This is a genomic window from Paraburkholderia sp. BL21I4N1 (genome assembly GCF_002973525.1).
In the GTDB taxonomy this organism is placed as follows: domain Bacteria; phylum Pseudomonadota; class Gammaproteobacteria; order Burkholderiales; family Burkholderiaceae; genus Paraburkholderia.
This window is the reverse complement of sequence record NZ_PVEN01000019.1, coordinates 1-17896: the sequence shown is the minus strand read 5'-3', so window position 1 is coordinate 17896 and position 17896 is coordinate 1. Positions and strand designations below refer to the sequence as shown.

Sequence of the window (17896 nt, the reverse complement as noted above, 5' to 3'; positions counted from 1 at the left end):
ACAACGCTCGCGAGCAGGGGCCTCGACCGCAGTCGAGACTTCCCTCTTACCGATCAGCGCGATGCAACCGCACCGCGTTCGCTGACCACCTCGCCACGCTGCAACACATACGCGATCCGCTCGCCCTGTCCGGTCAACAGGCCGATATCCTTGAGCGGGTCGCCGTCCACCACCAGCAGATCGGCAATCGCACCGGCCTTCACCGCGCCGAGCTTGCCGCTCAAATCGACGATCTCCGCGGCGATCGATGTCGCCGAACGCAACGCCTCCAGATTGCCGAGCACGTCCGCGCGAATCCGCAACTCGTCGCTCTGGAACGTGTGCATCTCGCCCAGCAGGTCGGAGCCGAAACCCATCGGTACACCGGCCTTCGCATAAATCTGCAACGAGTCGCGACCCGCCTGGCGCACGGTCTCGACCTTTGCAATCGAATCGGCCGGCAAGCCGTAATCCGCACCGTGTTTGGCGAGCGCATCGTAAGTCACCAGCGTCGGCACGACGAACGCGCCGTGTTCGCGCATCAAATTCGCGGCGGCTTCGTCGACGAGATTGCCGTGCTCGATCGTGCGCACGCCGCAGCGGATCGCACGCGAAATCGCCCGACCGGTGTAAGCGTGCGCCATGACGTACGTATTGGCCGCTTGCGCTTCGGCGACGATCGCGCGGATCTCATCCTCGGAATACTGCGTGTTGCCGATCGGGTCGGTCGGCGACGCAACGCCGCCGGACGCCATGATCTTGATCTGCGTCGCGCCCTTCTGGATCTCTTCGCGCACGGCGAGCCGCACGGCATCCACACCGTCGACCACGCGCGCGATCGCACCCGCGCGGAACGCGCACGAACACGGTTCGAGCGTGTCGCCACGCGGCCGGAAATCGCCGTGACCGCCAGTCTGCGACAGCGCCTTGCCCGACGGGAAAATGCGCGGCCCGGGAATCAGGCCGGCTTCCAGGGCTTGCGTCAAACCCCAATCCGCGCCGCCCGCATCGCGCACGCTGGTAAAGCCACGGCCGAGCATCGCCTTCAGAATCGGCAACGCTCGAATCGCGGTGAGAATATTCGGCTGCGCGGCGTTCGCGCCGAGGTTCGCGCGCGAAGCGAGCACATGCACGTGACAATCGATCAACCCAGGCATCACCGTCTTGCCGCGCGCATCGATCACGCGCGCGTTGGGCAGATCCACCGGACGATCGGTGACTTCGACGACATGACCGTTTTCGATCACGACATGATGATGCTCGAGCAACGCGCCCTGCGTCAGATCGAGTACGTTGCCGCCGCTGATTACCGTAATGCTCATTGCTGTCTTCCTGACTGACTTGACCGACTTGACTGGATGAAGGAAATCGCGCGGCGCGGAGCGGCCGCGCGCAGGCTGTGTCAGGCGTCGCGACGACGCGGCTCGCGCACGAAGAACGTGCCGGTGAGGCTGATGGCCGCAGCAATCATCACGTAGATCGCGGGCGCCATATTGCTGCCGGTCGACGCGATCAGCCACGTAATGAAGAACGGCGCGAAGCCGCCGAAAATCGTCACCGCGAAGTTGTACGCAACGGAGAGTCCGGTCGACAGCACCTTGGTCGGAAACAGCTCGGAGAACGCGGCGAGAATCGGCCCGGTGTACGTCGCGATCAGCAGACCGAACACGCCCTGAAATACCATCAGCGAAGCCAGTCCCGGCGCGCGATTGATATAGGCGAACATCGGCCACGCGAGCAACAGGATTGCGGCGGCGGCGCCGGACAGGAAGCGGCGGCGGCCGAAGCGGTCCGCCAGCTTGCCGACCACCGGCGCGAAACACATAATCATGAAACCGCCGAACATGCCCGCCGAGAAACCGGTGGATTGCGGCAGGTGCAAAGTCCGCACCGAATACGTCGGCATGTAGAACAGCAGCACGTAGGTGCAAACCGTCCACAGAATCACCATCGAAAAACTCGCGAAGGTCTCGCGCGGAAAGCGTTGCAGCACTTCGGCGAGCGGCGAATCGTTTTTGGCTTCGTCGGCGACCGCGCTGAAAGCGGGCGTTTCATCCATGCGGCTGCGAATGAAATAGCCGACCGGCCCGATCAGAATGCCGATCAGGAACGGCATTCTCCAGCCCCATGAATGCAGCGCGTCGGCGCTCAGGCTCGCGGTCACGAACGTGCCGACCGCCGCGCCCAGCAACACCGCAAAGCCGATGCTCGATTGAATCCAGCTCGAATAGAACGCGCGCTTTTCCACCGGCGCATATTCGGTGAGAAAGGCCGTGGCGCTGCCCATCTCGCCACCCGCCGAGAAGCCTTGCAACAAACGCGCGACCACGATCAGCACCGGCGCCCACAGACCGATCTGGTCGTAGGTCGGCGCGAGGCCGATCAGTGCGGTGCCGAGCGCCATCAGCAGAATGGTCAGCGACAGCGCCGCCTTTCTGCCGACTTTATCGGCGTACACGCCCAGCACGATACCGCCCACAGGACGCATGAAAAATCCCACGCCGAAAGTGGCCACGGCGAGCAGCAGCGAACTCAGCTCATTGCCGGTCGGAAAGAACAGCTTGGCGATGATGACGGCGAAGAAACTGTAGACGGTGAAGTCGAACCATTCGAGCCCGTTGCCGAGCACGGTGGCGACAATGGCGCGGCGCCGTTGCCGCGCGAGCGTATCGACGGACATGGTGGCGTTGGATACAAGCGTTCCTTGCATGGTCTCTTTCCTCATCGGCCGCGTGTCTCGCGGGAGGCAGGCGGAAGTATCGGCAACTCGCCGCGCCGTGCTCGAACCTCCGACGGCGCCTTCGCATGCATAACGCCGATCCTAGTGAGACCCGAATTGTTTTCGAAACGATAGATTCGCATGCATGCATGCGTCCAGCGCATGCGAAACTGTTTTCACCGTGTTCAGGTCGGCGCGCCGCCGCGCTGTTCTTCGGCCTGCTCGAACAGCCATCGCGTGAAAGTGCGGGCGGCCTGGTTCTGCGAGCGGTCGTTCGGCGACACCACGTAGTAGCCACCGCCGTGGCTCGCGGAAGCTTGCGTGGCACGCACCAGCAGGCCTTCGTTCAGACACGCGTCGATCATATTGCGCCAGCCGAGTACAACGCCCTGGCCGAGAATCGCCATCTGCACGAGTTGCGGATAATGATTGACGACGACCGAGCGCGGCACGGCCGGTAGCTGCACGCCGTTCATGCCGAACCATTCGGACCACGACATCCATTGCCGCTGACCGTCTTCCTGCACGAGCAGGGTTTCGTGCGCGAGCGCCGCCGGGTCCAGCACGCGACCCGCGAGATAGCCGGGCGAACACACCGGGTACACCTCTTCGTCGAACAGTCGACGCGCAGTGAAATGCGGTTCGGCCCGCTGGCGTATGTAGTACAGCCCCACGTCGAATTCCGCGGGCGACAGTGACGCGAGTCCATCGCGCACGATCATTCTGATCTTGACGCTCGGATGCGCGGCGCGAAACGCGCCCAGCCGCGGCGTGAGCCACAACACCGCGACGCCGGATGAGCACGCAATCGTCAATTCCTGATCGCCGTAATGCTTCATCACATCGAGGGTCGCTTCGGAGCAACTGGCGAGCAGCCACTGCACCTGCTTCGCGTAGCCTTCGCCGGCGATTGTCAGACGTAACGCGCGGTGCTCTCGCACGAACAGCGAGCGGCCGAGAAAGTCTTCCAGTTGAGCGATCTGCCGGCTGATCGCGCTCTGCGTGAGATGCAGTTCGGCGGCGGCCTTGGTGAAGCTGGCGTGCCGCACGGCCGATTCGAATGCGACGAGGCACTGCAGCGGGGGCAACGGAGCGATACGCATGATGACGGAAACCGGATGACGATGACGCCATCATAGCGGCCGCGCAGGCCGCTTCGATCAACGGCTCGGCGCGAGCCCGTCTTCCGGTTCTAGCGTGCGGGTCCGCTTGAGTTCCGGGAAGAAGCGCATCCACAGCAGCGCGACCATGATCGTCGCGATGCCGCCCACCAGCACGGCGGGTTGGGCGCCCCACCATCCTGCGGTAATACCGGACTCGAATTCACCCAGCTGATTCGACGTGCCGATAAACAGCGAATTGACCGCGCTGACGCGTCCGAGCATCTCCTCCGGCGTGCGCAATTGCACGAGCGACAGACGCACCACCACGCTGATCGTATCGGACGCGCCCAGCACCATCAGCGCAAACAGCGACACGAAGAAATCATGCGACAGCCCGAACACCACCGTCGCCGCGCCGAACGCGATCACGCCGCCGAACATCGCCGCGCCGGGTCGTTTGCGTAATGGAAAATGCGCAAGCCACACGGTGCCCGCGAGCGCACCGATCGCGGTGCCGGAGCGCAACAGGCCGAGACCGAGTGGCCCCGTATGCAGGATGTCGCGCGCGAACACCGGCAGCAACGCGGTCGCGCCGCCAAACAGCACCGCGAACAGATCGAGCGACAGCGCGCCGAGAATCACCGGCTGCTTGCGAATGAACGCGATGCCCGAGAACACCGATTCGAGCGTGACCGGTGCGCGATTGGCGGGCCGCGCCTGGAGCGGAATCCCCCAGACGGCGGCCGCCGCCGCGGCGAACGACAGCATGCACGCGAGATACGCCGCGCCGGGACCGATGCCGTACAGCAAACCGCCCAACGCGGGACCGGCGATCTGCGCGGTCTGATTCGCGGACGTGGCCCACGCCGTCGCTTTCGGCAACTGGCCACGCGGCACGACCGCGGGCAACAGCGACGCGACGGCCGGCGATTCGAACGCGCGCGCCGCGCCGACGCAGGCCGCCAGCGCATAGATGACCGGCGCGCTGATCCAGCCGCCGAACGTGCCGCAAGCAAACAGCAAGGCCGCGACGCCTTCGAGTCCCTGGCAGATCGCGGCGATGCGGCGACGGTCGTAGCGGTCGGCGACCTGCCCGACCACGAGCGTGAGCACGAACATCGGCAGAAACTGCGCGAGGCCGACGAGGCCAAGTGCGAACGCGCTATGCGTGAGCGCGTAGATATGCCAGCCCATCGCCACGGCGAGCATCTGGAATGACAGCGAGGAGAGGATGCGGGTACACCAGAAACGTTGAAACGCGGGATGTTTCGGCAAACTGACGGGTGAGGGCTCGGCGGGCGCGGGAGGCATCGATGTCTTGCTCTTGACTAGGCTGGCTGGGGCGGCAGCTAGTGTAGAGCAAGATCGGCGGTCATGCGTCGTCGCATCGCGCGGCGCGATTCGCCGGTGGCCTGCCGCGCATCGAGGCATCCCACATAGCGAGCGCGCCGCGCGGTGAATCAGGCTCGGCGGCTTTCGCCATCGGGCCGCCAGCCCACTTCGCGAAGTGCGGCGAGCAGGCGCTCCGCGCCGATCGCTTCCGCGCGGGCGCCGCGTGCGTTCAGATCTTTCGCGGCCAGCAGCGCATTGACGATCGCTTCTTCGACCGCCTCGGCCGCGGCCGAGAACAGCGCCGACATGTGGTCGTTATTGACCATCTCGACAGCGGTGGTCGGCGCGCCGACGCGTCCATAGTTCGCCACCGGCAGCTCCGAATTGCCCACCGAAAACGCGAGGAAGATATCGCCGCTCGGGTCTTCCGTGCCGCCGCCCATGCGCGCGATACCCACACTGCCACGCTGTGCGAGCCGTGTGCATTGATGCGGCAACAGCGGCGCATCCGTGGCGAGGGTCACGACGATCGAGCCCATGCCCGCTTCGCCGGTGCGTCCGTCGGCGGTCTGACGAAACGGCGAATGCACCTGCTCCAGTACTTCGCCCACCGGATAGCCGGCCACCCGCAGCGCGTCGCGCCGCCCATAGTTCGCCTGCACGAGCGCGCCGACCGTCCAGCCGCCCTCGCCCGCTTTCAATACTCGCGATGCCGTGCCGATGCCGCCTTTGAACTCGTGGCAAATCATCCCCGTGCCGCCGCCGACATTGCCTTCCCGCACGTCGCCCGGACGCGCTTCCGCGCGCGCCCGCCGCACGTGATCCGCGCTGACGTGCTGCCCCCAGATGTCGTTGAGCAGCCCGTCGAAGGTTTCGAGCACGACCGGCATGCACCAGTAGACGTCGCTCGCCACCGCGTCGCGCTCGGCGGCGATCAGCGCGTCGCGCACCACGCCCACGCTGTGCGTGTTGGTGTACGCGATCGGCGTGGTCAGCAGCCCCGCTTCGCGGATCCATTCAAGGCCGGTCGCGTCGCCGTTGCCGTTCAGCACGTGGCAACCCGCGAAACACGGCTGCAAACGCGCACTGCCCGCGCGCGGTTCGATGATCGTCACGCCGGTATGCACCGACGCGTCCCCTGCTTCGACGTTCAGCGTGTGATGCCCCACCCGCACGCCCGCGACGTCGGTAATTGCATTGAAACGGCCCGGTGTGCCACGCCCGATACGGATGCCAAGTTCTCTGGTGCGCATTGCCTGTCTTCCTTCAATTCAAAGTGCGCGAAACGTCGCGCTATGACGTGCCCACGCCGCGTACATTGCGAGCGCCAGCACCAACAATCCGCCGATGATGTACAGATCAGTCGGCTTGGCCGCGCTCTGCATCGTCGTGTACAACACGTAGCCCGCGCCGCCGAGCGCAACCAGCGGCGGCAGCGGCGGCAGCGGCCACAACGGCATACGGTAATGATGCTCGACGTCGCGTCGCACGATGCGGCTCGCAAGCGCCGCCAGTGCGATCACCATGTAGATCACCAGCAGCAGATCGACCGTGAACGCCGTGAGGTCGTCGAGGCTGGAGACGAACAGCAGCAGCGTCGACGGAACGGCGAGCGTCAACGTGGCGAGCCACGGCGAGTCGAAACGCGCATGGATATGCGTGAACGCGCGATTGCAGCTCCGCACCCACAACGCGTGCCGTCCACTGCTATAGAGCAGACGTCCCACCTGAATCACGATCGCGATGATGGCGTTGAACACCGACAGGAAAATCCCCGCGCTCACCACCCGCATCACCGTCGGATTGCTCAGCTCGCGCACCACGTAGCCGATCGGATCGGCGCTCTCCGACATATCGATCAACGACGGCGCGCCGAGCACGATCGCCGTCAACGGCACGAGTTCGACAACCAGGATCACCAGCAGCGAGCAGATCACCGCCTTCGCCACGTTGCGATTGCCGCCTTCGAGATCTTCCGCGAGAAACACCGCGGCCCCGAAACCGTTGTAGCAAAAAATCGCCGTGCCCACGGCGGGAATGATCGCGGCGGCGGTCGCCGAAATCAGCGTCCCTTTGCTCGCTACTTCCGGATGAACCAGCGCACTGAACGCGCGATGCGGTTCGGAGAAACCGAGGTAGGCAATCAGCAATAACACCAGGACTTCGACCGTCAGAAACGCGCCGGTAATCCACGCGTTGGTCTTGATGTTCAGAATGCCGAGCACGTAGCTGAGCACCACGATTGCAAGCGCCACCGACTGGTTGCTGAATCGCGTGCCGAATGCGTTGTTCAGATACGGCGCCGCGCCGCTCGCCAGCACCGCGGGAATGAACACGCTGACCGCCAGCACCGCGATAAAGGTCAGATAGCCCGGCAACGCGCCGAACACCCGCTTGGCCATCACATACTCGCCGCCCGCGCTGCGGTGCGCCGCGCTCAATTCCGCGTAGCACAGCGCGAAGGCCAGCGCGAGCACGCCGCCCAGCAGGAACGACAGCACCGCACCGCTGCCGGCCTGCTGGATCGCGAACGGCGCGATCACGAAGATCGAACTGGCGGGCGTCACGCCCGACACCGTAATCATCACCACGTCGCGCACACTGAGCGACTGCTTCAGCGCGCGCGGCGTGTCCAGCTCGACGGAGACGGCTTGCGCCGCGCCCGATGTTTCGGTGATCGCCATCGTCCTCTCTCCTTTGCAATGATTTTGTCAGCGCCCATACTTGAGCACTGTTGGGCGGAGTGTAGGAAGCCAATTTGCGCGCCGCTATTACCGCTTGGGGTTACGCCAATTAGGTGGAGACGCATGGATCGACTGTTCACGGAAGTAGCGATGCATCAGGCGCTGGCGCGCGTGATCGATCATCTGGGCGGCCCCAGGTTCTGGCGCAATCTGATTCTTCTGCTCGACGAAGTGATGTCGTTCGATAACGCGTTGGCGGTCCTGATCGGAGCCGACGGCGTGCCGCGCGTGCTCGACGAGTTCGATACCGGCGGCACGGACGCACCGTCGCCGGTGCCGCTTTATCTGAATGGGTTGTACCTGCTCGATCCGTTTTTGCAGGCCGCGCACGACGGTCTCGCCGACGGCCTCTACCGGCTCGAAGAGGTCGCACCCGATCTGTTCCGGCAGAGCGAATACTTCCTGAGTTATTTCCGCGACGCCGTCGGCGAAGACGAATTGCAACTGATCGTGAAGCTCGCGCCGACGCACGAGGTGGTGTCGTTATCGCTCGGTGCGAAAACCCGCTTCGATGTCGAGGCGCTCGGCCGTCTGGCGGTCTGCGCGCCCTGGCTGATCGCGACGATCCGTCAGCACCAGACGCGTCTCGCCACTGAACCGGGCAAACGCGCCGACAGCGGCGATCTGTCCGGCCGGGTCGAGCGGGCGCTCGCCGGCTTCGGCGCGGAATTGCTGTCGGAACGGGAAATGTCGATCGCGCGGCTGGTGCTGCGCGGCAATTCGTCGAAAGCGATTGCCGAGCGCCTCGCCATTTCGCCGGAGACGGTCAAGGTCCATCGGCGCAACCTCTACAACAAGCTCGGCATCTCGACGCAGCCGGAGCTGTTTTCGTTGTTCATTCAGGCGCTGGGGCACGAGGAACAGTAAACGTCTCCGCGTCGCGCTCACGGCCGCTTTCTCTCGCCACCTTCCATGACGCGCCGGGGAATCGGGATCGCCCACGCAGGCGGCTTAATGCATGCGGCATAAACGACGCCTGGCTGAATGGGCGAGTCGACAATCCGCTCAATTCGCGATCAAACAACGTCGATAAATATGATGTAATGGCCGGATCGGGCGCTAAAGCCGCCTGCCTCACCGTTCAGGCGACGAGGCACGGAGGAGACGATTGTCAGGCTGAGTGCCCATCCGGATATTTGGCAGATTCCTATTCGACACCGATGAGTACAACCCGAGTATCGCCGTGGGGCATTCGCAAGCTCACGTCACTGCGTGCGCTGCTCGCGCAGGCATTCGTCCCCGCCGGCCGCAATCTGCAGTACATGCACAACCGGATGCGTCCTCTCGCGATCATCGCGGTCATTGGCTTTCCGCTTTATTTCTATGTCTGGCACGATCTGTTTCCGCAGCCTTACGAGAATCTGCCGCTGCGGATCGTCGGCTCGCTGCTGTTCATGCCCATGCTGTTCGCCGAGCACTGGCCGGCGTCGCTCAAGCGCTTCATGCCGTACTACTGGTACGCGGCGGTATTCTATTCGCTGCCGTTTTTCTTCACGTTCATGCTGTTGAAGAACAACGGCTCCGACGTGTGGATCCAGAGCGCGTTGATCGCCGCCTTCGTGCTGGTGCTGCTGCTCGACTGGCTGATGCTGCTGCTCAATTTCGTGATCGGCATCGGCGTGGCGTGCCTCGCCTACTGGCTGACCACTCATCCCGCCGTCTACAACTCGGCCTATCCCACCCACCTCGCTATTTTCTCGTTCGCCGTTGCGATCGGCGTGCTGGCGAACTACGACATGGAGCGCATCCGGATCGAGCAGGAGCGGGCCATGCTCGCTACCGCCGGCAGCATCGCGCATGAATTGCGCACGCCGCTGCTTGCGATTCGCGCGGGGGCCTCGGGTCTGAGCCGCTACCTGCCGTCGCTGCTGGAAACCTATTCGATCGCGCAACAGGGCGAACTGCCCGTGCCGAAGATCCGCCGGGCTCATCTTCAGTCGATGGACGGCGTCATCTCCCGGATCGAACAGGAGGCGCTGCATTCGAACGCCATCATCGACATGCTGCTCGCGAATGCGCGCTTCACCGGCGGCTTTTCGCACGGCACCGTGCATTGTTCGATCGGCGAGTGCGTCAGAGCCGCGCTCGAACGCTATCCGTTTCGTGACGGAGAACGCGACCGGGTGCTCACCGACCTCGCGACAGACTTCACGTTTCACGGCGCGGACATGCTGATGACGCACGTGCTGTTCAACCTGCTGAAGAACGCGCTGCGCGGCATGGCGAGCGTCGACAGCGCGCTGATCTCGATCCGGCTCGTCACCGGGCCGCGGTCGAACCAGTTGCTGTTCCGCGATACCGGTGTGGGCATTGCGCCCGATGTCGTGCCGCACATTTTCACCCGCTTCTATACGTCGCCGGCCGGTGTCGACGACGCGTCGATCGGCACCGGCATCGGCCTGGCTTTCTGCCGCGACGTGATGCGCGACATGGGCGGCGCTATTGACTGTCAATCTGTCGAGGGCATGTTTACCGAATTCACCTTGACCTTCCCCCGAGCTGGAACAGGAACATGAGCACGATCAAGCCATTCTATTTTCCGACGACCGTCACCTTCGTCGACGACAGCCCGACCTTCCTGTCGAATCTTTGTCTGCAACTCGACTCGCAGCTCGCGTTTCAACTCTTCAGTTCGCCGGTCGAGGCACTCCAGTTCGTCAACAGCAGCCCACGGCCGAGTTCGCCGAGCACGCCCATCTTCGCGCCGTTCCGCGACCGTACCGACGAAGACGTCACGCAGCAGGTCATTTCGCTGAGCGTCAACACCGTGCGCAACCAGGTTCACAACGCGCAGCGTTTCGGCGCGACCTCGGTGGTGGTGGTCGACTACGACATGCCCGGCATGAACGGCCTCGAATTCTGCCGCCGCATGACCGACCCGGCCGTGCGCAAGATCATGCTGACCGGCAAGGCGGACGAACATATCGCGGTGCAGAGTTTCAACGAGGGCATCATCGACCGCTTCATCCGCAAGCAGGACGTGACGGCAATTTCGGCGCTGAATCGCGCGGTGCGTGACATGCAGAATGCCTATTTCGACAACATATGCCACTCGATACTCGATACGCTGGCCCTGTCCGAGTACGCCTTTCTGCGCGACGACGTGTTGGCCACGCGAGTAGCCGAGCTCTCCAGCGCGCTCGGGATCGTCGAACACTACCTCTCGTACAGTCCTTGCGGTCTATTGATGCTCGACAGTAAAGGCAGCACCTATCTGCTGATCGTTCATACGCCGGAAACGCTGCGCGGCGTGCGCGAGATCGCCGTCGAGCAGGAGGCGCCCGCGGCTTTTCTGGCCGAGCTCGATAGCCACCGCCGTCTGCCCTACTTCTGGCAAACCGACGGCGACTACCCCGCGCAATGTGCGGCATGGGAAGACTACATGTACCCCGCGACGTCGTTGAGCGGCCGCGAGGAGTATGTGTATGCGGTCATTCCAAACCCGCCGGGACTCGATCTGGAACGGGTGATCAGCTACGACAGCTATCTGGAGAAGCTCGACCGCGAGATGGAAAGGACATGGAGCTCAAGAAACTGAGCGCCATGTCCGGCGCCTATCAAGCCGCTACGGCGCTGTCCGCTCCCGTGCGTTCGCGGCTGCGTCGGCGCGGCGACAATTCGTCACCGAGGCGACGCGTGGACGGCCAGGTGTCGAGTTCGACCTCGCTGCGAATGTCGCGGCAAACGCTCACCACCCGCTCGAGTTCCGCATCCGTCAACGCCGCGTGCGCCGACAGGCGAATCAGCGCGCGGTTGCGCGGCGTGGCGGGTGCGCAGAACACCGAGCCGAAAATGCCGCGCGCCTCCAGTGCGTCGCGCAATACGATCGTGCGCTGCTCGGTACCCGCTTCGAGCGCGATGATCTGACTCTCGCTGCCGTTCAGGTTGTACCCGAGCTCCGTGAGACGCTCGCGTAGCCACGCGGCGCTCGACGCCAGTCTCGCGCGCCGCTCGTCCGACTCTTCGATCACCGACAAGGTCGCGTCCAGTCCGCTGAATTCGTGCGGCAGCAGCGTGGAGCTAAAGATCGACGGATTCGCGCTGTACTTGAAATACTCCTGGAAGTCGGCCGCCGCGGTGATAAAGCCGGCCCGGCCGGCAAACGCTTTCGCGAGACTGGCGGTGCGAAACGCAACGCGCGACTCCAGTCCGAGTTCCACGACGAGCCCCGCACCGTGCGGACCGTGCGTGCCCAGCGAATGCGATTCATCGACGACGAACACGCACGCATGCCGTTCGCACACGTCCGCGAATTCGACCAGCGGGCAGACGCTGCCGTTCGTGCTGTAGATCGAATCGACCAGCACGACGCCCTGCCCGTGCCGCGCGATCTGCTGCTCCAGATGGCTCGCGTCGTTGTGGCGGAACGCGATGGCCGTCGCGCCGGCAATGCGCACACCTTCCCACAGCGACATGTGCGCCATCATGTCGAGATAGACCGGGGTCTGCGCGGTGGCGATCGCCGGAATCAGGCCGATATTCGCAGCGTAGCCGGACTGACACAGCACGCCGGCTTCCGCATGCATGAATCTCGCGAGCCGGTTTTCGAACAGCGACAGCGGACAGTCGCCGCGCAGGAATACCGCCGACATGAGCAGGCCATTGCCGTCCGCGTATAAGGTGTCGGCGGTCCGGTTGATGATGTCCGGATGCCGCGCGATCGCCAGATAGTCGTTACTCGATAGATGCAGGGCATCGGCACCCGGCAGACGACCCCGCATGATGTGGCCGCCTCCCCACGTTTGCTGCACACGATCATGGAAATAACGCTCGACGCGCGATGTCACGAAGTCCGGCAACGCGGCGTGCGGATACCCTTGTCCTTGCTTCAAGGGATCGAGAACGTTTTTCATACAAGCTCCTTATGGTTGGCTGCCAATAGCGGTCAGCGGGTCCATAGTGAGCCCGTCATTTATGACGTGTCAGGAAAACCGGACGAGCAATCCTGCTAGAAAGGGGGCTTTTTTACGTGGCATTTGATGAGATCGTCCCATCGATAAGGCGTGGCTTGTGTGATTCCATGCTTAAAGCATAAAGTCGCATTTTTCGATGTGCGAAGAAGTCTGTAGTGATGTGTTATCACGGCGCGCTGAGCGGTGATCAGGAATGGACGCAGGGTCGGAACCGTCAGGCGCCACCGAAAGTTTCCAGTGTCGATTGCAGTGTTGCACCGCAACTCGTGTGGTGACCATCGAACGCTACGGCCCGACCTCCGATCACGAAATTCGAATCACCCTCAACAATGACGCATGCTTGATGTCCGGCAATCGGGCAGATGCAAGTATCGCCAACGCGTGCAACGGCGCGCCCATCCACAACGAACTCCGAATCGCCCGTTTGAACAACGCCGCCGTGGCTGGTCGGGTCACCAACGCGAATAACGTTCTTCATGGTTAATCATGCGTCAAAAGAATTTCATAGCCGGACATTGAAAACCAGAAACATCTCGCTCTTCCCAACCGTGGTCGCTCATACATTGACCAAAATTAGAGACGTAGCATGGCACTGTATCTGGCGAAACTTCCCCGTTTCGCTTATAAAAAACTGGATTCTCGCACTTCTCAACAATCAAATTCTTGTCACTTTTGCAGATCGCCTCTGCCGCCTCATAGTCCTCTGAAAATGGCTTGGTTTTCACCCACTTCATTGAAGATGTGGCAGTGGGGAAACCGCCTGTCAGGCAGCATGCAGGCAGAATACCAAAAATAGAAAAAGCAACAAAAAAAACAATATGGCTTCTTTTTAATTTCATTTTTCGTGTTTTGCGATCAGTTGGAGTTATCCGGACTGCGCAAACCAACTCCGGCGTCGTCGGTCTGATCGAAACCAACGAGTTGCCATGTAGTATTCACGTTGTATTGAGGTTGCTTTCGGAGCAACTTGTCGGTCAAGTTCCGAGCCAGACAAGTGTCGAACGGCCGATCCGGGTCGGATTATGCCCTATGCATCGCACGCACCGCGTGCCGATCACCGTGCGTAGTCACCGGGCCCTGTTCGCCATTAAGGGGCGTTCGAAGGCGCTTTCAGGGAAACATTCGAACGTCGGCTCTGCTCAGGTCACGGACCTTCTGCCGAAGCTCGACGAGTCGACTTACAAGCCTAAAAACTCGAGGGTAATCCAACTCCCGGCGCAAGATGATTCGGACCATGCAGGTTTTCGGCGTTCAGATCAAACGGCAACACGTGCAAGCGCAGTCCGGGAGCGAAATAGAAGGGCTCGAGTGCTGTCTCGAACCGCCCAGTACGCGGATAGATCAAAGTCAGTTCGCCGCTCTCGCCGATATATTTTTGGCCGTAGGCATAAAGTTGATAGAAATCAGCCTGTCTGAGTCCGTAATTGTTGGTGCGGTCCGCTCCGTCAAGCAGCTTCCACTTTGCATCCACGACCGTGGCAAAATCCGGGCCCTCGATCAGAAAGTCCGGTTCGAGCCTGAAAATGCCAGCATTTTCATGGTCGCAGAGCCAATGGCGCGATGCCTGCTCGGTCAACCGGTAGCCTACTGGCAGACTCACACGCAACGCACGGCCTACATAGCGTTCAAAGAGTTTCTCCATCGGAAACAGCAGGCTGATGCCCTGCGCCTCCCCCGCCAGAGCAAGTGGCATCTGGTCGCCCAGCACGATCTGACACCAAGGCCTGACCCGCAGATAATGTGTAATCAGACGGTCCGTGCTCCATGAGCGGAAGTCGGCCTGTACGTTCTGGCTGGTTGGCACCTCTTTAAGGATGTGCAGTAGTTCGTTGGCAAGGCGCCAGTTGTCGGCATCGCGGCTGCTTTTGCTCACGCGTTGCAATGCGGACTTGAGCAAACGGTTCTCGGCACGATCGATCGAGAACACGTCATGCCGGATATTGAAAATGTCTGCGCGCGCAGGCGATGCGCGCGCCTGTTTCGCCATATCCAGTTGGCCGCGCAAATACCGCTGTTCTTCTTCGACACGAAGATAGTCGCTTCTCATGCCGCGCTTGACCACATACTCCAGTGCGAGCAGAAACTGTCGCATCACCCACTCGGTTAGCGGATGATCGAACTGGTCGAGCGCGGCCTCCCCACCTTCGCGCGGCGTCAGGTTCATGGAGGCTTCGAGCATGCGGCGCAGCAGAACCCGGGCACACCGCACGGTCTGGCTATCGATGCGCTCCACATGCTTGGGCAAGATCTCAACGCGCAGCCCACCGGGTGATTCCAGCACGCCCACGTAGTTGTCCAGACGCAGCCACCGCCGGCCATCAATATGCAGAATGTGCGCGCCGCTTTGCGTACGCATACGTGCCGAAATCTCGCACAGCCATTCGAAGTCAGCGTCCGTCACCTGCGCTTGGTCTAGCGTCGTCGGCACCGCGCTAGTCGTCAAGCGAGCGAATTCACGGACGGTCAGCGTGCGATAGCTCATGCGTCGGCGATCAGGATACCCGCGTAGGTCGCAATGTTGGAGAAGGCTTCGTCATTCACTTCCCAACGTTTGTCGCGCAGCATAGCGGCCTGTTCCACGCCAAACAGTTGCGCCAACGGCGCGCCCCGCTGTCGGATGAACCGCTGGCCGTCGGCTTTTCGATGATCGTTCAGTACCCAGACGATGCGCTCCCAGTCCTCGAAGAAATACTCCTGCAGGAGCGGCAACACCTGACTCCTGAAGATGCCAGCCAGCGTCTCGAGCTTATTTCCTCCTTCCGCTGTCAGCGGCATGAAGTACGCGTGGCCTAGCAGGTGGTCGCGGTCAAGCAACAATTCAATGCGCTCGTTCATCACCGCCAGCATCTGCCCAATGTTGACTCCCTCCACGTCCACGTCGTTGAGCAGCGCTGCCCGAGGCGGCATCTCCCTGAAAAGGAAACGCCTGCGCAATGCGATATCCAGGCCTGCCAGCGAGCGGTCGGCCGTATTCATCGTGCCAACCAGATACACATTGTCCGGTACCGCGAACGGCTTCTGCGAATACGGCAACGTGACCGACAATGCTTCCGGATTGCCGACGCGCTTACTCGCTTCGATAAGTGTGATCAGCTCGCCGAAGATGCGCGAGACGTTGCCCCGGTTGATCTCATCGATGATTAAGACGTAGGGCATTGCTTTCGCTTCTGGAAGTGGCGACTCCGGCGCCAGCAAGGCGTCAAGCTTCGTCATGTTGATCGAGCCGTCGCGTAGCTGATAGAGCGTCATCTGACTGAACCGGTTGTCCATCAGTTCGCCGAAACCCAGAGACGGTTCGTAGGAGCGGAGCCAACGCACGGGACGGCTCTGCCTGTAGTCGTCGCCCACCTCGCGTTCAATGTGCTGATAGGGTCCCGTAATCTCACCAATCGCCCGGAACTTCAGATTCCCGTCGGTCACAACTATCAGGTCACCGGTACTCATGGCGTTGATGAAGTTATTCACCGCCGTTGCAGCGTAGTCATTGCCGTCGGATTGACGCCCATGCTCGCGCATCCTGGCAGACACTTCAGCACGCGAAGCACAGCCGGTATAGTCGAGCGCGTATCCGTAGCCCAACAGCGCCACCCCTTGCTTGATGCAGTCATCGTAGACGTAGGAGTCAACGCCCTCGGCCGCACCGAGTGACATCTTCCAGATGCGCCGACCTGAGAGCTTGATGGACGCTTCCGCCCCGGTTGATAGGCTGGTCGCGACGGGCACCGAAGCACGATTGCACAATTCCTTGAACACGCCATCGATCACTTGATAGCTGAGTTGCCCATTGCCAAGAGTGTTCGCACGGATCCCCTCCACGAAGTCCTCGTAACTGAAGCTCTGGTGGAACGTAACAAAGCGCACGCGCCCGGCCTGAGCCAGTTCGTCGAACCTCGTTTTCAATATCGAACGCCTATCCAGACGATCCGCCGCAGAGGCACCGGCCAACTCTGGGTATCGCGCCAGCAGATCAGGGTCGAGAATGTGTAACGCTTCGTCGATGGTGGAGTAAGTCTTCCCAGTCCCTGGCGGGCCGTAAAGGATGAGGTTTAGCGCGCCGGTTCCTGGACGGGCACCAGATGGCAACGTCGGCCTGCCTAGATTGCCCGAGTCATCGATGGGAGGCGCTGAAGGGCCATAGTCCGAAGGCCTGTAGCTCTGCCCACTCAGGTCGCTCGCATGGGTCGCTATCCGCGACTTGCAGCCATCCAGCCAGCCAGTGATGGCGCTCAACTCAGGATGCGTCATGGGCGACATGACTGGACGGTCCTGCGAACCTTGACAAAGCCACTCGGCCATCCCACAGGCAGGACGACCTCCTGCCAGATGGATCCGAAAGCCCACTCGCCATGCGGTGTGACCGAGCTTGCGCCGCCCGAAACGCAAGTCCGTAAAATTGTAGTTTGGGCCTCCAGCGGTCCACTGATCCATCTCGGGATAGCGCTCGCGTATGCATTCAATGACCTGCCAGGCCCACTCGCGATCTGCATCCGATCTGAATGAACCGAACAGGTGCTCGCCGTCCTTGTTCAGGTAGTTGTCAATCAATGCTCGCCTCCAGAATCAAAACTGATGCCCTCTCTCCGTCGCAGATCATACCGCCTGGCTCGGTGTTTGCATCACGCACGTTGGAGGATGGTCTGGTTTCGGCTGCGGATTCAAGCGGCCGTTCTAATACAACAAAAACTCAGCGAGCTAGATGGCTACTTCGGCCGAGTACGAGGTAGCCGACATGAAAGCGCCAATGGCCGGTGCACCTCGTAAACGGCCCTTGATCTGACGGAACTGCGTACGGCTGCTCTGGGTCGATCAGAGCGTCGGGGTTACCATTCGGCAAGTGATACGATTGATGATAATCAAGGCGTTTAGACTGATGTGGCGCCATCGCCGGTTAGCTGACGCGCCCAAAAGCGGGGAGTTATGTCTGGCGATTCCCAAGAAATAGATGGCACTGAATGAGGGTGGCGACATGCACCTTTACTGGCTACCGCGCCATCGTTGACCAGTTGATAACCGTAAGCGTCAGCGGATCCCGTCTTGAATCGCGGCATTCCGAATGTGAAGGTGGTGCTTTCGTGAGAACGAGGGCAATGCGATGGAAGACGAGAT

Annotated in this window: 14 protein-coding genes; 3 read left to right on the top strand and 11 right to left on the bottom strand. The window is 61.8% G+C overall.

Annotation, left to right across the window (positions count from 1 at the left end; all coding sequences use genetic code 11):
• Positions 1–53: 53 nt before the first annotated feature.
• The 6 genes from B0G83_RS32070 to B0G83_RS32045 form a co-directional block, all read right to left on the bottom strand.
• On the bottom strand, positions 54–1301 hold the full coding sequence (locus B0G83_RS32070; RefSeq protein WP_105511356.1) for an amidohydrolase family protein: 1248 nt from the start codon (positions 1299–1301) through the stop codon (positions 54–56).
• Between the two features lie 80 nt (positions 1302–1381).
• Complete coding sequence (locus tag B0G83_RS32065; RefSeq protein ID WP_105511355.1) at positions 1382–2689, bottom strand: MFS transporter; 1308 nt, start codon at positions 2687–2689, stop codon at positions 1382–1384.
• 194 nt (positions 2690–2883) lie between these two features.
• On the bottom strand, positions 2884–3801 hold the full coding sequence (locus B0G83_RS32060; RefSeq protein WP_105511354.1) for a LysR substrate-binding domain-containing protein: 918 nt from the start codon (positions 3799–3801) through the stop codon (positions 2884–2886).
• Between the two features lie 57 nt (positions 3802–3858).
• On the bottom strand, positions 3859–5112 hold the full coding sequence (locus B0G83_RS32055; RefSeq protein ID WP_105511353.1) for an MFS transporter: 1254 nt from the start codon (positions 5110–5112) through the stop codon (positions 3859–3861).
• Positions 5113–5261: 149 nt separating this feature from the next.
• Positions 5262–6386 carry a P1 family peptidase gene (locus B0G83_RS32050; protein ID WP_105511352.1) on the bottom strand — a complete coding sequence of 375 codons (1125 nt, stop codon included), beginning with the start codon at positions 6384–6386 and terminating at the stop codon, positions 5262–5264.
• Positions 6387–6404: 18 nt separating this feature from the next.
• Positions 6405–7817: an APC family permease gene (locus tag B0G83_RS32045; RefSeq protein WP_105511351.1), complete on the bottom strand. Its 1413-nt coding sequence runs from the start codon at positions 7815–7817 to the stop codon at positions 6405–6407.
• 123 nt (positions 7818–7940) lie between these two features.
• Here B0G83_RS32045 and B0G83_RS32040 point away from each other — a divergent pair, with 123 nt between their 5' ends.
• The 3 genes from B0G83_RS32040 to B0G83_RS32030 all read left to right on the top strand — a co-directional run bounded on the left by B0G83_RS32040 (position 7941) and on the right by B0G83_RS32030 (position 11415).
• Positions 7941–8744: a LuxR C-terminal-related transcriptional regulator gene (locus tag B0G83_RS32040; protein WP_105511350.1), complete on the top strand. Its 804-nt coding sequence runs from the start codon at positions 7941–7943 to the stop codon at positions 8742–8744.
• A 293-nt stretch (positions 8745–9037) separates the two neighbouring features.
• Positions 9038–10393: a HAMP domain-containing sensor histidine kinase gene (locus B0G83_RS32035; protein ID WP_258168409.1), complete on the top strand. Its 1356-nt coding sequence runs from the start codon at positions 9038–9040 to the stop codon at positions 10391–10393.
• A complete protein-coding gene (locus tag B0G83_RS32030) occupies positions 10390–11415 on the top strand; it encodes a response regulator (protein WP_105511349.1) in 1026 nt (341 codons plus the stop codon). The genes B0G83_RS32035 and B0G83_RS32030 overlap by 4 nt, the downstream gene beginning before the upstream one ends.
• 19 nt (positions 11416–11434) lie before the next feature.
• On the opposite strand, the gene cqsA is transcribed toward B0G83_RS32030, so the two are convergent.
• From cqsA to B0G83_RS32010, 5 genes are all read right to left on the bottom strand, one after another.
• Positions 11435–12730 carry an alpha-hydroxyketone-type quorum-sensing autoinducer synthase gene (cqsA, locus tag B0G83_RS32025; protein ID WP_105511348.1) on the bottom strand — a complete coding sequence of 432 codons (1296 nt, stop codon included), beginning with the start codon at positions 12728–12730 and terminating at the stop codon, positions 11435–11437.
• Positions 12731–13004: 274 nt separating this feature from the next.
• Complete coding sequence (locus B0G83_RS32020; RefSeq protein ID WP_105511347.1) at positions 13005–13268, bottom strand: PAAR domain-containing protein; 264 nt, start codon at positions 13266–13268, stop codon at positions 13005–13007.
• A gap of 13 nt (positions 13269–13281) precedes the next feature.
• Positions 13282–13629: a hypothetical protein gene (locus B0G83_RS38330; protein ID WP_146120326.1), complete on the bottom strand. Its 348-nt coding sequence runs from the start codon at positions 13627–13629 to the stop codon at positions 13282–13284.
• A gap of 347 nt (positions 13630–13976) precedes the next feature.
• On the bottom strand, positions 13977–15272 hold the full coding sequence (locus tag B0G83_RS32015; protein ID WP_105511346.1) for an McrC family protein: 1296 nt from the start codon (positions 15270–15272) through the stop codon (positions 13977–13979).
• Positions 15269–17335, bottom strand: a complete 2067-nt coding sequence (locus B0G83_RS32010; protein WP_105511345.1) for an AAA family ATPase — start codon at positions 17333–17335, stop codon at positions 15269–15271. Before B0G83_RS32010 ends, B0G83_RS32015 begins: the two co-directional genes overlap by 4 nt.
• Between the last annotated feature and the right edge of the window lie 561 nt (positions 17336–17896).

Coding starts and splice junctions, on each gene's coding strand:
- B0G83_RS32070 (WP_105511356.1), bottom strand. CDS start 1,301: ATGAGCATTACGGTAATCAGCGGCGGCAACGTACTCGATCTGACGCAG.
- B0G83_RS32065 (WP_105511355.1), bottom strand. CDS start 2,689: ATGCAAGGAACGCTTGTATCCAACGCCACCATGTCCGTCGATACGCTC.
- B0G83_RS32060 (WP_105511354.1), bottom strand. CDS start 3,801: ATGCGTATCGCTCCGTTGCCCCCGCTGCAGTGCCTCGTCGCATTCGAA.
- B0G83_RS32055 (WP_105511353.1), bottom strand. CDS start 5,112: ATGCCTCCCGCGCCCGCCGAGCCCTCACCCGTCAGTTTGCCGAAACAT.
- B0G83_RS32050 (WP_105511352.1), bottom strand. CDS start 6,386: ATGCGCACCAGAGAACTTGGCATCCGTATCGGGCGTGGCACACCGGGC.
- B0G83_RS32045 (WP_105511351.1), bottom strand. CDS start 7,817: ATGGCGATCACCGAAACATCGGGCGCGGCGCAAGCCGTCTCCGTCGAG.
- B0G83_RS32040 (WP_105511350.1), top strand. CDS start 7,941: ATGGATCGACTGTTCACGGAAGTAGCGATGCATCAGGCGCTGGCGCGC.
- B0G83_RS32035 (WP_258168409.1), top strand. CDS start 9,038: ATGAGTACAACCCGAGTATCGCCGTGGGGCATTCGCAAGCTCACGTCA.
- B0G83_RS32030 (WP_105511349.1), top strand. CDS start 10,390: ATGAGCACGATCAAGCCATTCTATTTTCCGACGACCGTCACCTTCGTC.
- cqsA (WP_105511348.1), bottom strand. CDS start 12,730: ATGAAAAACGTTCTCGATCCCTTGAAGCAAGGACAAGGGTATCCGCAC.
- B0G83_RS32020 (WP_105511347.1), bottom strand. CDS start 13,268: ATGAAGAACGTTATTCGCGTTGGTGACCCGACCAGCCACGGCGGCGTT.
- B0G83_RS38330 (WP_146120326.1), bottom strand. CDS start 13,629: ATGAAATTAAAAAGAAGCCATATTGTTTTTTTTGTTGCTTTTTCTATT.
- B0G83_RS32015 (WP_105511346.1), bottom strand. CDS start 15,272: ATGAGCTATCGCACGCTGACCGTCCGTGAATTCGCTCGCTTGACGACT.